Origin of the sequence: Dyadobacter bucti, assembly GCF_005869225.1 — a bacterium.
In the GTDB taxonomy this organism is placed as follows: Bacteria; Bacteroidota; Bacteroidia; order Cytophagales; family Spirosomataceae; genus Dyadobacter; species Dyadobacter bucti.
In genome coordinates, this window is the sequence record NZ_SWFP01000001.1 from 1044852 (window position 1) to 1057865 (window position 13014).

General features: G+C 44.3%; 15 protein-coding genes and 1 tRNA gene. 11 read left to right on the forward strand and 5 right to left on the reverse strand.

Features of this window, described 5'->3' with window-relative positions:
* The first annotated feature begins 317 nt into the window (after positions 1-317).
* From FBF61_RS03755 to FBF61_RS03780, 6 genes are read left to right on the forward strand one after another with little or no spacing between them, the layout of a single operon-like run.
* A complete protein-coding gene (locus tag FBF61_RS03755) occupies positions 318-470 on the forward strand; it encodes a hypothetical protein (RefSeq protein WP_205748220.1) in 153 nt (50 codons plus the stop codon).
* Between the two features lie 3 nt (positions 471-473).
* Positions 474-800, forward strand: a complete 327-nt coding sequence (locus FBF61_RS03760; protein WP_138475812.1) for a helix-turn-helix domain-containing protein — start codon at positions 474-476, stop codon at positions 798-800.
* 2 nt (positions 801-802) lie between these two features.
* On the forward strand, positions 803-1108 hold the full coding sequence (locus FBF61_RS03765) for a hypothetical protein (RefSeq protein WP_138475813.1): 306 nt from the start codon (positions 803-805) through the stop codon (positions 1106-1108).
* A gap of 34 nt (positions 1109-1142) precedes the next feature.
* On the forward strand, positions 1143-1568 hold the full coding sequence (locus tag FBF61_RS03770) for a hypothetical protein (protein ID WP_166444414.1): 426 nt from the start codon (positions 1143-1145) through the stop codon (positions 1566-1568).
* 15 nt (positions 1569-1583) lie between these two features.
* Entirely contained in the window at positions 1584-2213 is a 630-nt protein-coding gene (locus FBF61_RS03775) for a DUF4145 domain-containing protein (protein WP_138475815.1), read from the forward strand.
* A gap of 48 nt (positions 2214-2261) precedes the next feature.
* Positions 2262-3131, forward strand: a complete 870-nt coding sequence (locus FBF61_RS03780) for a HEPN domain-containing protein (RefSeq protein WP_138475816.1) — start codon at positions 2262-2264, stop codon at positions 3129-3131.
* 302 nt (positions 3132-3433) lie between these two features.
* On the opposite strand, the gene FBF61_RS34445 is transcribed toward FBF61_RS03780, so the two are convergent.
* The 3 genes from FBF61_RS34445 to FBF61_RS03790 form a co-directional block, all read right to left on the reverse strand.
* Positions 3434-3589 (reverse strand): hypothetical protein, encoded by a 156-nt coding sequence (locus FBF61_RS34445; protein ID WP_166444415.1) that lies wholly within the window; start codon positions 3587-3589, stop codon positions 3434-3436.
* A 265-nt stretch (positions 3590-3854) separates the two neighbouring features.
* A complete protein-coding gene (locus FBF61_RS03785) occupies positions 3855-4859 on the reverse strand; it encodes a phosphotransferase enzyme family protein (protein ID WP_166444416.1) in 1005 nt (334 codons plus the stop codon).
* 529 nt (positions 4860-5388) lie between these two features.
* Complete coding sequence (locus FBF61_RS03790; protein WP_138475818.1) at positions 5389-6132, reverse strand: SDR family oxidoreductase; 744 nt, start codon at positions 6130-6132, stop codon at positions 5389-5391.
* 99 nt (positions 6133-6231) lie between these two features.
* Between FBF61_RS03790 and FBF61_RS03795 the strand changes: the two genes are divergently transcribed.
* The 4 genes from FBF61_RS03795 (at position 6232) to FBF61_RS03810 (ending at position 9249) form a co-directional block, all read left to right on the forward strand.
* Positions 6232-6573 (forward strand): winged helix-turn-helix transcriptional regulator, encoded by a 342-nt coding sequence (locus tag FBF61_RS03795; protein WP_138475819.1) that lies wholly within the window; start codon positions 6232-6234, stop codon positions 6571-6573.
* Positions 6574-6734: 161 nt separating this feature from the next.
* On the forward strand, positions 6735-7541 hold the full coding sequence (locus FBF61_RS03800; protein ID WP_138475820.1) for an SDR family oxidoreductase: 807 nt from the start codon (positions 6735-6737) through the stop codon (positions 7539-7541).
* A 63-nt stretch (positions 7542-7604) separates the two neighbouring features.
* Positions 7605-8534, forward strand: a complete 930-nt coding sequence (locus FBF61_RS03805) for a helix-turn-helix domain-containing protein (protein ID WP_138475821.1) — start codon at positions 7605-7607, stop codon at positions 8532-8534.
* Positions 8535-8889: 355 nt separating this feature from the next.
* Complete coding sequence (locus FBF61_RS03810; protein WP_138475822.1) at positions 8890-9249, forward strand: DUF4345 family protein; 360 nt, start codon at positions 8890-8892, stop codon at positions 9247-9249.
* 89 nt (positions 9250-9338) lie between these two features.
* Here the strand turns inward: FBF61_RS03810 and FBF61_RS03815 are convergent, their stop codons facing one another.
* Positions 9339-9689: a winged helix-turn-helix transcriptional regulator gene (locus FBF61_RS03815; RefSeq protein WP_138475823.1), complete on the reverse strand. Its 351-nt coding sequence runs from the start codon at positions 9687-9689 to the stop codon at positions 9339-9341.
* 202 nt (positions 9690-9891) lie between these two features.
* Between FBF61_RS03815 and FBF61_RS03820 the strand changes: the two genes are divergently transcribed.
* Entirely contained in the window at positions 9892-12552 is a 2661-nt protein-coding gene (locus FBF61_RS03820; protein WP_138475824.1) for an ABC transporter permease, read from the forward strand.
* A 353-nt stretch (positions 12553-12905) separates the two neighbouring features.
* Here FBF61_RS03820 and FBF61_RS03825 read toward each other — a convergent pair.
* A tRNA-Arg gene (locus FBF61_RS03825) sits at positions 12906-12980 on the reverse strand.
* Positions 12981-13014 lie beyond the last annotated feature (34 nt).

Sequence of the window (13014 nt, forward strand, 5' to 3'; positions counted from 1 at the left end):
AAAAATACTCGTTACAACGGATTTATCCGCAGGCTCGCAAGTGGGCCTGCGGTTTGCCATTCAATTGGCTTCATAAGGTAAGTTTGCACTCACTTTCTTTCATTCTTACAACATCCTGCCCACGACAGGCTGGTTATGTTTACCGGGCACCACAGAAACCTGTTTGAGAAGATTCCTTTATCCATTAATCCGCTGAGTATTCGCATCATCCGCTAGTGCATTTGTTGGTTTTCAACAAGTTGCAGGGGACTTGTAAATCTTCCAACTCCAAAATTTTTTAAATACATTGTTGCAATATTTGGAAACTTTTAGCAGCTTTGTCTGAAAGTCACATGCACTACTTTCAGACCAGGTTTTTAGAAGAAGCCGACAAATTCATTGCCGGACTTGACACAAAATCTGCGAAAAAAGTATTTTACAATATCGACCTGGCTGAACAAACCAACGACGAAAGTAAATCCGTGAAATAGAATATGAAAACGAAAGAAATTAAATCGTACTCGCTTGCCGAAATGAAAGATAAATATATCGGACAGGTTGGCTCAACTGAAAGAGATGAATACGAATATGAACTTCGTATGGACGTATTGGGACGAATGATAAAAACGGCACGACAAGAACGAAACTTGACGCAAGAGCAATTAGGGCAACTTTTGGGAGTCCAAAAATCTCAAATATCCAAATTGGAAAGCAGTACGAATAGTGCAACAATTGATACTATTTTGAAGGTTTTTAAAGCATTGAAAGCAGATATTCATTTCAATGTGACATTAGAAGATCAGTACGTTAAATTGGCTTAGAAATGGACGCAATCAAAATAAGGGTAAATAAGCAGATGGATGGATACTCATTTAGTATCTCGCCATCGATTCGTGACTTCATCAGGAAACTTTTTCCCAATGCGCATCCCGCTAACAATATTTTTGTAGGGTACGACACAAAAAGCGATTTTGAAGTTTATGCGGGAAAACTCGAAAGTCACATTTATCCCGCGCTATTGGGTGTTGACAGCAAGAGTGATCTCAACCAGTTCGACGAGATTCAATTCGTTGACACTCAAACAGGAAACATACTATACAAAGTAAACCCGCGTGACGAAAAAGTTTAATCAATATCTTGGGAAGGCTGGGCACCTGGCCATTATGTCTGAATTTTTAATGCTCGGCTGGAATGTAGCTATTCCTGAGGTTGATATTGGAGATGATATTTTTGTGGTTCAGGATGATAATGGAACATTAAGACGAGTGCAAGTCAAAACGTCAACATCCACCTCACGAAAAGATAGTTTCAGCGGCCAATTCAATGTGTCTGTCAAAAGTCTTCAGAACATTTCTAATATTCCCGTCCACTATGTTTTCATGGTCAGGCATAACGATGAATGGTCGAAGCCAGTGATCATTCGACAGGATTATCTGCTTAACCATTTTGAAAATGATAAAGTAGGTTCAGCGGCTAAGGGAAATATTACGTTTTACTTTTCTTTCTCGAAAGGGAAAGCGGAATGTTCGGGACAGGATTTCTCTAAGTACATTAAGGATTATACGGACTTTCCTAAAATAGAGCATTGATTTGAACCTAATCGTATGAAATATATCCAGCCACAGGTTTTCCTTAATTCATTTACGTGCCCTCACTGTGGTGCAATCGCAAAACAAGATTGGTGGTGGATAATGAGGCATGGAAGTCCCATGCCTCATCCCAAAGAAAAACATCCTATAAGAGGTGGTAAATGCCAACATTGCGATTTGGTAACACTGTGGATTGAGGATAAGATGTATTTCCCAGACTCAGGCAATGCCCCGGTTCCAAACCCTGAAATGCCTGAACCTGTTTTAAAACTTTACTTAGAAGCCTCATCTATCAGCTCAAAATCCCCAAGAGGGGCTGCTGCCCTTCTTAGACTTTCGATTCAAGTTTTGTGTAAAGAACTCGGCGAGGAAGGAAAAAATATCAATACAGATGTTGGTAATCTGGTTAAGAAGGGACTTCCCATTATTGTGCAACAATCTTTGGACATTGTCAGGGTAACCGGAAATGATGCAGTTCATCCTGGGCAGGTTGATACAGATAATCCGGCAACAGTTGGACAGCTGTTCGATTTGGTAAATATCATAGTTGAATATATGATCGCTCTTCCCAAAAAAGTAAGCGGAATTTACAATAGTTTACCCGCAGACAAAGTCAAAGGAATAAATGACAGGGACGGAAAATAAGAAACTGAGGTAAAACAAAAAGATCTGCACATTCGCCACCACACACGCATGAAAACCACCCTCTCGCACCTCCCCGACCACAAACAGGAAGAGCTAAAAACCCTCACCAAAATCATCATTGAAAAAGTCCCAGCCGAAATGGTCATCCTCTTCGGCAGCCACGCACGTGGCGATTGGGTCGAGGATTTTCAGGAGCACACCGAATATGTAAGCGATTATGACATTTTAGTCATTACCAAAGACAGGAAATCCGCCAAAGATGACAAAAAGTGGTGGGACTTGAACAAGATAATAAATAGTAATGATGAGCAAACAAGTGTCACCATCATTCATCACAGTATCGGGTTTGTAAATGATAAGATCGAACGAAATGAATATTTTTTTGTCGATATTTTAAAAGAAGGGATCATGCTTTTTGATTCGGGAAAATTTAAATTCTCCGAGCCGAAAAATATGAGTTCAGAAGAACGTCAGAAAAAAGCAGAAAATTCTTTTGAGCAATGGTTTAAGTCCGCAAGCCGATTTCTTGAAGGCTTTGAAATGTATTTTCAGAAAGGTGAAAGTGACTCGGAATATTACAAAGAGGCGGTCTTTTTGCTGCATCAAGCGACCGAAAGGTTTTATGTCACCATTCTTTTAGTTTTCACCGACTACAAACCAAAAATTCACGACATAGAGAAATTAGGAAATCAGGTTGAGAAACTTCATTCCGCTTTTGGAACGGTTTTTCCGAAAAGTACACCAGAGGAAAAGCGATTGTTTGAACTCTTAAAAAAGGCATACATCGATGCGAGATATGAGATGCATTACAAGATCGAAAAAGCAGAGTTAGTATATCTGAGCGAGCGGGTGAAACTGCTTAAAGAATTAACAGAACGTATTTGCAAGGAGCGGATCGAGCAGTTTACGAAAGAATAAACCTACACCTCATGCCCGCCACATCTACCCTTCACCAGGGCCTGACAACAGATCAGGTCAACCAATCCTGCAATACCGCCATTTACTTTCTAATCCGTTAGCAGGGAGAAGGTTTGTTTATGCTCGGCGCCATTATCTTCATTTTCGCAATCTTCATCTACCAGGATGCCAAAAGACGGAAGGAGCAGCACATCAAACAACTCTAATTATTCGCACAATTACCCCCGGTCATGAGTTATGGAGACAATAGAACAAAAAGCAAAGAGGTACAAACTATTCCCGGAATACGATTTGAAAGAAGTTTACTCTTCAAAGTTAGACATATTGTTTGCTGCATCGAATGAACTACCCAATTTTCCCAACGCTCTGGTTATTTTGCTAAGCGTGCCATGTGTTTTTAAAACGGGTTTATTATATGCTTTTTTAGCTTTTGCCGGCTGCAAACTGTCTTCTTTCATTATAGGACGTTTTTAGAATTTATTGGCGAAGCTAAGAAATATTTTCTTTTTGTAACTGAAAGTAGTACTATTTTTTGCTGATGGGATACTACAAAACATCTACATACAGCGCGTCATTGCTCATTTAAGGACATGATAGCAGCCGGTTATTAAAACACAGGAGTGTGAGGGAGGTCCGTACTATTACGCAAAGGGTTGCCAACATTATGCATAAGCTTCATATTGAATTGTAATTGAATCTGTTAACCGTACAACGGGTAATTTTTTAACTCCAATAATTAGTCTCCAGATACTTCAAAAATGCAATATAAACTTTTAATTGAGAGGGCTGCGTAAAGTTGTAGAACTGATCATGGGTCGTATGAAACCCCATATAAAACAGCCAAAATCCAAGCGCAAGATACGGCACTGCCGCTAACTCTTGCTCACTGATCGCGCGGTGCGAATGGTAGCCGGAAAGGAAAATACCATAGTTGTCATCGAATGCCTGCGAAGTCATACGGCCTGCATAGACATCAATGGCAAGGTGTTGCCAGAAGGATGCTATATCATAGATCAGCCAGCCGCGGCCCATAAAGTCAAAGTCAAAAAACGTAATCGAATCTCCAACGAAGTGCATGTTTTTCGGCAGAAAGTCGAAATGACAATAGCCAGTAGTAAATTCCGTGGTATCAAGAGAAGTCAAATGCGCATCAACACGGCGGGCGGCGTTTTGCAGCCATGTGTAATTTTCTTCATCGTGTTCAAAAGCCGCTTTTAGCCTTACTAATGGATCGAATAGTGTTGTAGTTTTATCAAAAGTCCATCTGTCTCCCGTTATGGTCACGGCCGAAGACACCGCATGAAAACGGGCCATCTGCTGACCAAAAATGTACAGCTGAGCTTCATTCAATGTTCTTTCCGCCTGGCCCGGCGCATAGCTAAAAAGCACTGCACATCTCTGACCTTCAATCGCTTTAATAATCTGAATAGCCGCCCCGGCATGATCCATGATAGGGTAAGAAACAGGCACGGCTGCCTGCTTTAAGGTAATAAGTAACTCTACCTCTGCTTGGACATTGGAGAGACTACGATGCGACGAACGATAAACACGAAGGATGAAACGGCCCTGTTTTGAATTGACCAGGTAAGTGTCGCCTACCCCACGGACCAAAAGCGTGCATTTGACATCGTCCATAGCATAAGATTCAGTGACTAATTGCGCAAGTGCAGACGTAGATAATGTTGAATAATCGGCTGGAAAAACATTTTCCAAGATAATCGTCGACATATTTGAATGCATTATTGGTACGGGGTACATGATTCGCTATCATCAAACATAGTCAGCTAAAACATCGACTTTGTGTTGAATTTGATTGCAAGGCCTGTTTTGGAAAAATCCTAAATGAGCCGGGCAGCGAAAGACATCAATAAAATTACAAAATCCTCATTTTTCGACAGCTTAAATAGAAAAACTGGTCTTAGTAACTAGACGAGATAGTCTAGCAAACGTTGTAGCCACGCAAAATTTAAACATAATCAGAGGGGAAGCAGCACTTGGTGCGCCTGCAATATGGAGATCAGTCTTGAGGACGAAATCGCTGATTTAGTGATCGGCGCCAATGACGGGAGGTCGAGGATAAGACCAAGTTACCTGACATACGTAAATTTACAGGACGATAAGTACGAAAACGAAATGCGACCCAGCCTCCATCACAACAGTGGATATCAGGTTAAGTTTAGTGTGTCGCAAATCGGTGAGAAATGGCCGTAAGTTTTACCTGCCCGGCCATTTCAAAGGTTACCTCATCAATAATCTTTTATTTAAGCATATACGGAATCGATCCGCCGTCGACAGCGATATCGGCACCATTTATGTAGCCAGCTTCGTCAGAGGCCAGGAACAGCACGGTGTTGGCAACCTCTTCCGCATTGCCCAGTCGTTGAAGTGCACTTCTCGACGCCAAAAAGCCCTGAACTTCTTGCGAAGCGACGGTAAGCAGTCCGGGCGTCTGGATTGGGCCGGGGCTGACGATATTCACCCGGATTTTTCTTTCCGCCAACTCATTGACGGCGATCTCGGCGATCTTGTTCAAAGCAGCCTTCGTCGCTGAGTACACACTGCTCGCAATGCCCGCGGCAGCTACGACACGGGACGAAGTAAAAATCACCGAAGCACCGTCTGCCAAATGTGGTATGAGTTGTTGCAGAGTAAAAAAGTGACCCTTGACGTTTACATTGAACTGCGCATCAAAATCCGCTTCGGTAACATGCTCAATCGGTGCGTACACGCCAATGGCCGCATTGAGATAAAGTACATCCACTTTTTTGCCGCTTTCAGCTACCCATTTTTCCAGAACCGAAATCCCGTTCAAATTTGAGGTATCAGCAGCCAGTATCTGTAAGCCCGGAGCGTTAATATCTTCGGCGGCTTTCTGCAGAGTTTCCGGGTTTCTGCCAGTGATCAGCACATTTGCGCCATGCTCAATAAATGCTTTGGCAGTAGCAAGTCCGATACCCTGGCTCCCACCGGATATGATTACATTCTTATTTGTGAAATTCATCTTTTCAAATTTTAGTAGGTACAAAACTATGTCAGGAACATTTACTTTCGTAACTTAGTTACCAAAAGTAACAGTATATTCCAGGTAACCAGGTAACTTATGTCGGAGCAAATATGTCATAAAGCAGATATCATGGCGATCCACGATGCTATGGATCTTTTAAGCGGAAAGTGGAAAATTTCCATCCTTTCGTGCATGTGTTATTACAGTACCCGAAGGTTTTCAGAGATTATCAGTGACCTTGACGGCATTTCCAACAAACAGCTGAGTAAAGAGCTCAAAGAACTGGAAATGAACAAGCTGGTCAAAAGAACGGTCCTGGATACGCAGCCTGTAACGGTTCAGTATAATCTGACCGAATATGGCTGGACCCTGCAAGACCTCATTCATGACCTCGCCGCGTGGGGAGCCAAACACCGCGAAATGATTATGGCAGGTTAGCCTGATACGGCAACTTCGAAGACCAAAATATAGATCATACCATTGATCATGGCAAAATACTCAATCGGGATACAAGAATCAGCGGTTTGGTTAGTCTGATAAGGTGCTCGCTGGATAATTTTGTCCCGCGTCACTAATGCGCGCACCGAAAACATATGCATATGAATAAGACGATTTTTATTACCGGAGCTTCTACGGGACTTGGGAAGGCAACGGCCAAATTGTTTCAAGAGAAAGGCTGGAATGTGATCGCCACGATGCGGGACCCGTCAAAAGAAGTTGAACTTGCACAACTCGCCAATGTCACCTTGCTGCCGCTCGATGTGACCGACCTGAAGCAGATCAGGGATACTGCGGAAAAGGCTATTGCGATTCACAACATCGATGTCGTCTTCAACAATGCGGGTTACGGGCTGATGGGGGCCATGGAAGCTTTCACCGAAGAACAGATATTGAAGCAGCTCAACACCAACCTTCTCGGAGTGATCATGGTCACGCAGGCCTTTATCCCCCATTTCAGGGAAAGGAAGGGCGGGGTTTTTATCAGCACAACATCGATGGGTGGATTGTTAGCGTATCCTTTGCACTCCATCTATCATGCTGCGAAATTTGGCGTTCAGGGTTGGTCGGAGAGCATGTCGTTCGAGCTGGGCTTACATCATATCAGGATTAAAACGATAGCACCCGGAGCGGTGGCTACTGATTTCCTGGGCAGATCACTGGATAAGAACTCACATCCTGCCTACACGGAACTTGAAGATAAGCTTTTCGCAATGACCGAAAGTATGATGTCGCAGGCTGTGACACCTGAAAAAGTCGCAGAGGTTGTGTATAAAGCTGCCACGGACGACAAAGACCAGGTCACCTACATTCCCACAAGCGATGCCCAGGCAGCCTACGACAGGCGGCTCGAAATCGGAAGCGAAGCTTCAAGAATAGAAATAAGGGAACATATCCTGGGTAGCTGATCTTACTGGTTTACATGCGATGTCCATGATCATTTTTTAATTTATTAAAAGCAGAGGTTCGAAATGAGAGTGATTAATTCGATCCCGGAGAAACACCGTCTTTTGTCCCTGACCGAGCCTCTTCATCCTTTGATCAGCGTCGTAAGGGTTGGCGATGTACGTGCGGTGGACGATCCGGTGTGGGATCGCTTTTCTTTAAATTTCTACTGTATTGCATTAAAAAGAAATGTGATAAGCAAGATGCAGTATGGGCAGCAGCCATACGATTATGATAAGGGTGTCATGACCTTTATAGCTCCTAAACAAGTGATTTCACTGGATGGGCCGCCGGTATATGAGACCGGACAGGATGCGGGCTATGCCTTATTTTTTCATCCTGACTATCTGCACCATCACCCGCTGGCATTGAAAATAAAGAGCTACGGCTTCTTTTCTTATACCACCAGCGAAGCATTACACTTGTCGGAGCATGAAGAAAAATGCGTCAGCGAAATCTTCACAAAAATAGAGGAGGAATGCCAGCATGCGGATCTTCACACGCAGGACGTTATTCTTGCCCAAATAGAATTATTGCTTAGTTACGGCAACCGGTTTTACGCAAGGCAGTTTACCACCCGTAAGCCCGCTAGCGACGCCATGCTTGTCAGGATGGAGCAGTTGATGAATGAGCATTTCAATAAAAATGAGGGCTTGACAAGAGGTATCCCCAAAGTGGAGTATCTGGCTGCCGCTCTCAATCTTTCGCCACATTATGTCAGCGATTTATTGAGAGCAGTTACCGGGGAAAGTGCACAGTACCATATCCAGGAAAAGCTGATGGATAAAGCAAAGGAATATTTGTCTGTCACAGACCTGACCGTGTCGGAAATAGCCTACCAACTAGGGTTTAAACACCCTCAATCGCTCAACAGGCTGTTCCGAAAAAAAACAGGCATGTCACCATTGGACTTTCGAAGAAAGTTCACTTCCGCGCGACATCCCGGCAGTTTGTGAAAGTACAGTTGAAATGGTGCACTGCTATCAAGGTGGTTCCCATGCCAGGTATGGTTAAAGACCGAAACCCAATATGAATCTGCTAAAAATATCAGGTACTATCTTATTGATCGCTGGCTTAATACTGGCAATCAGACGTCCTGGCCGACCGTACAGGCATTGACATCAAAAGTGCTATTGCGCAATTTCTCGGCAAAACAGAAAAAATGCTTGGAGCCTAATGGAACAACTATTTGTGTCCGGAGATTGTCGACAACTGGGCACGCATGAGCGGATTATGGCCGTTTATAAAACTTCGACCTGAAAGGCATACACGATATTTGAAAACCAGCACGGACACAGACTTGAATCCAATATGAATTTACTACTGAAAATAACAGGCGTTGTTTTATTGATTGCTGGGTTCATTCTGGCCTTTAAACCAGACCTTTTTGGGAAATCCACACCACCTATCGAGCCCTATCAAATGATAGAGAACAGGGTCAAATGGGGAATGCTGATCGGCTTGGGTGGCTTTCTGATATTCTATAATAGCTCGGCTTCCTGGAGTTTGACTGCCACGGTTTTGTTATCTGCCCTCACAATCGGGATTATCATAGCTAGACTGATAGGTTTTATCCTGGATGGATTTTTTACAAAGCAATTATACTGGTTACTGATGGAATTGGCTTTTCTACTCGCCATGGGGTTGGTGTATTGGAAACAAAAGCACTAGACCAAATCTGTGTCCGTCTCAGCTACCTGATGCAAACAACCAAATCGATTCCAGACTAGAGCCACATCCAGATTTAAACAGGGTCTCACCTACTCTTCCCGGATTCGGTCACGGTGTTTTTTACCCCAGGCAATCATTTCAAGCACCATGGTCTGCAAGGTATCGCAGTAGGAAGAAGTTGTGTACTCCACGGTGGGCGGCGATGTGTCATAAACCCGCCGTACCACTAGCTTATTCTGCTCCAGTGTCTTGAGTTCCGTGGATAAGACCTTGGTGGTGATGCCGTGCACGCTCCGCTGAATGTCGCGAAAGCGACTGTTACCCTCATGTATGGCCACCAGTATGGGCAACTTCCCCTTTCCACTGACTACATACAGGGTATCCTGAAGGTGGCGTATCTGCTGCGCGACGGTATCCTTGTCTGGTTGTATATCTGGCATCCTTTAGGTAGTAATTTTACTAGCCTGCCCCGAAAAACAATGGTCGTTCAAAGACGTGCAACTTCTGTTCGAAAATGAACACTGAATTATCGCGAATATTCTTAATAAACGCCGTGCGAGGCCAAATTGAAGATTTTCTCGATCTGGTATGCATTTTATATACAGAAATAGATCATATAAACATTGAACTAGACCATAGTTTATGGGACGAAGTGATCTGGGTGAATTTGAAGAGGTTGGGCCGAATACACCATCTCCACCCAGGTGGCTAAACCGAATTGCCATGCGAATATGTGCTCCACATGTCCGCGAGACGGTGATGGGTGATCTTCATGAAAGGTATGCACTGCGTGTAAGCCGTTTAGGTATAAAAAAAGCCAACTATTTTTTTCTAAGAGAAGTATTGGGGCTGATACGTCCATCGATTATCGCCAGAAAAAATTCATCACTTCCGTCAGTCGCATTCTTCAACTTGGATATGTTAGCGAATTACTTCAAGACAGCTACCCGCAACCTGTCGAAAAATGCATTTTTCACCACTTTAAATGTCTTCGGCCTGGCGCTGGGCATGTCGCTCAACCTGCTGTTCGTTGCCATGATCGTGTTCATGTATCAGTTCGACAACTTTCATCCGAATAAAGAACACCTATACCGGGTAATCACGCACGTTCGGGACCGGCATGAGAACCCATCCTTCGCATCCGTGCCTATAGGCGCTGCTCAACTTCTGAAAAGCAATTTTACCGGAGTGGAAAAGGTTGTTCGTATTCACCAGTCGCTTCCCCGCCATGTTCGTTATCGAGAAATCAAAATGCCTTTGAACGGATACTTTGTGGATGCAGCGTATCTTTCAATGTTTAACTTTCCACTGCTGCAGGGCAGCGCCGCCACCTCTCTTTCTAACCCTAATACAATGGTCATTACCGAGGCAGCAGCTGCCCGGATTTTTGGAAAAAAGAACCCGATGGGCGAACTTTTATCCATAGAGCCCTATGGTGAAGTGATGATCACAGGTGTAGCGAAAGACATGCCGAAGAACTCGCACCTGAAGACCGAAGCTTTGGTCTCATTCGCCACGCTCACATCTCATCATGGTGCGTCTTTTACCGACGACGAAAAAAATTGGGACAACTTCTACAATTCATACGCTTATCTGCAACTCTCCGACAATTTGAGTCCCTCTGCCGTTGAAGCGTTCCTTAATGGCATTGCAAAAGAAAAATACGCGAAACCAGAATTCCAGGCTTCGTTCGAACTTCAGCGTTTCGATAAGATTGTTCCCGGGCCTGAGCTCGATAATGACATGGGCAACGAATGGAGCTACCAGGAAATACTGCTGATGGGCGTTCTACCCATGATTATATTGCTCGCAGCGTGCAGCAACTATGTTAGCCTAGCTATCTCTCAGTCACTCAAACGGATGAAAGAGATTGGTGTGCGTAAGGTGATGGGTGCACGGAAGAGACATATCTTCATGCAGTTTGTGATGGAAAGCACGATCATTATGCTGCTGGCTGTGACCCTGTCGTATTTTTTCTTTGAGATCATTCGCGGTGAAACCCTGTCGGTTACCACCGAACTTGATTGGATCGATCTGAATCCTACCCTTGGGACGTTTGCCGGTTTCGTCACTTTGGGCATTCTTGTTGGCTTTGTTTCCGGCATTGTTCCGGCACTTCATTTTATAAAGACTGGACCCGTAATGGCACTGAAAGGGAAGGAGCTGCAAACAAAAACGGGCGGCCGGTTCTCATTACGCAAGCTTGTGATTACCCTACAATTCATCCTGTCTCTTGGTTTTACTTTTGCCGTATTGATTATGGGGCAACAGTATCAGTACTCTATCAATTATGATTTCGGGTTTGACCAGGAGAAAATACTGAATGTTGATCTTCAGCAGGCGGATCCGCAATTGGTCAAAAATGAATTTGCAAAGCTTTCCTTCGTTCCCCTGATCGCTATGTCGTCGCATCCATTGGGAGCCGGAAAGGTACCGGGCTTGCACGTGAAGCAGGTGGCCCACTCAGATTCCATAGCTGCGAGCAGGATGGCCATCGATGAAAATTTTATTACAAATATGGGCCTGCATCTTGTGCTGGGAAAGAACTTCAGTAGCAACGCAGGCGAAAACGCGCGTTCGATCATCATCAATGAAGTATTTGCAAAAAAACTGAGCCCTGATAATGCTTCCGGAGCCATCGATCAGGTGGTCATCCTTCCTGATAAAAGAAAAGTGAGCGTGGTAGGTATTTTGGAAGATTTCCACTACGCCAGCCTGCAATCACCGATTGGAAACTTCTTTTTCGAATATGCGCCCGAGCAATTCAACTATGCAAATTTCCACCTTCAATCAATCGACGAGCGCCATGCTTTCCTGGACATGGAAGCAGCCTGGAAATCTATCGGGAATGGCCAGAAGTTTAAAGCCGAATTCCTCGAAGACCAGATCCGCGATAGCTATTCTTTTTACAACCAAATTATGAAGTTGTGGGGATTCATGGGTGTGTTAGCCATCACCATTGCGTGCCTGGGGTTGTTGGGGACGGTCGTGTTCACGATCAAAAACCGGGTGAAAGAGGTGAGCATCCGGAAGGTGATGGGTGCTTCTTCCGGAAGCCTGGTTTACTTGCTATCAAAAGAATTCATTGTTTTGCTGGCCATCGCGGGTGTCCTCACCATTCCAGGCGTATACCTGTTAATGGAGTTGATGCTGCGAGAGGCGCAGTATTATCATGCAACCATTGGCGCCTTTGAAGTCATCACAAGCCTGGCTGTTGTGTTAGCCCTTGGACTGACAACCGTCTTCTCGCAAACAATGAAGGCGGCCAATACCAATCCTGTGGATAATCTTAGGCTGGAGTGACCCGAATAACCGCAACAGCGCTTCAAAACCTGCATCTACTCTTTAACCCATCTGAAAATCGAAAGGGTGTTTGATCCGCGTCTTCACACGACTATATTAAGGCTTGGAGAAAAGATGAGGGAATGGGGAACGAGGCGAACTGAACAATGAGCAAGTATAGAGTGCCGTCAAACACCTGAAAGATATCGGGGAAGAGCTGACTAGGAGATCTCTATGCTAGATAAGTACTCCAGTTAGCCACCCAGTATACATGAATTAGCAAACGGCAGGCAACAAAAAAAGACCCTTCTAATTTCTTAGAAAGGTCTCTTCGAATACTCTGAATCAACACTTTATGAAGTAGTATCAATTATTGGTGCGCCCGAAGGGATTCGAACCCCTATCGGTGGTACCGGAAACCACAATTCTATCCATTGAACTACGGGCGCGGGTTGGCTTTTGGCCGGTAACGGGGTGCAAATA

Bases quoted from the DNA above. Each gene is read 5' to 3' on its own strand.
- FBF61_RS03760 (WP_138475812.1), top strand. From the start codon at position 474: ATGAAAACGAAAGAAATTAAATCGTACTCGCTTGCCGAAATGAAAGAT.
- FBF61_RS03765 (WP_138475813.1), top strand. From the start codon at position 803: ATGGACGCAATCAAAATAAGGGTAAATAAGCAGATGGATGGATACTCA.
- FBF61_RS03770 (WP_166444414.1), top strand. From the start codon at position 1,143: ATGTCTGAATTTTTAATGCTCGGCTGGAATGTAGCTATTCCTGAGGTT.
- FBF61_RS03775 (WP_138475815.1), top strand. From the start codon at position 1,584: ATGAAATATATCCAGCCACAGGTTTTCCTTAATTCATTTACGTGCCCT.
- FBF61_RS03780 (WP_138475816.1), top strand. From the start codon at position 2,262: ATGAAAACCACCCTCTCGCACCTCCCCGACCACAAACAGGAAGAGCTA.
- FBF61_RS34445 (WP_166444415.1), bottom strand. From the start codon at position 3,589: ATGAAAGAAGACAGTTTGCAGCCGGCAAAAGCTAAAAAAGCATATAAT.
- FBF61_RS03785 (WP_166444416.1), bottom strand. From the start codon at position 4,859: ATGTCGACGATTATCTTGGAAAATGTTTTTCCAGCCGATTATTCAACA.
- FBF61_RS03790 (WP_138475818.1), bottom strand. From the start codon at position 6,132: ATGAATTTCACAAATAAGAATGTAATCATATCCGGTGGGAGCCAGGGT.
- FBF61_RS03795 (WP_138475819.1), top strand. From the start codon at position 6,232: ATGTCGGAGCAAATATGTCATAAAGCAGATATCATGGCGATCCACGAT.
- FBF61_RS03800 (WP_138475820.1), top strand. From the start codon at position 6,735: ATGAATAAGACGATTTTTATTACCGGAGCTTCTACGGGACTTGGGAAG.
- FBF61_RS03805 (WP_138475821.1), top strand. From the start codon at position 7,605: ATGAGAGTGATTAATTCGATCCCGGAGAAACACCGTCTTTTGTCCCTG.
- FBF61_RS03810 (WP_138475822.1), top strand. From the start codon at position 8,890: ATGAATTTACTACTGAAAATAACAGGCGTTGTTTTATTGATTGCTGGG.
- FBF61_RS03815 (WP_138475823.1), bottom strand. From the start codon at position 9,689: ATGCCAGATATACAACCAGACAAGGATACCGTCGCGCAGCAGATACGC.
- FBF61_RS03820 (WP_138475824.1), top strand. From the start codon at position 9,892: ATGGGACGAAGTGATCTGGGTGAATTTGAAGAGGTTGGGCCGAATACA.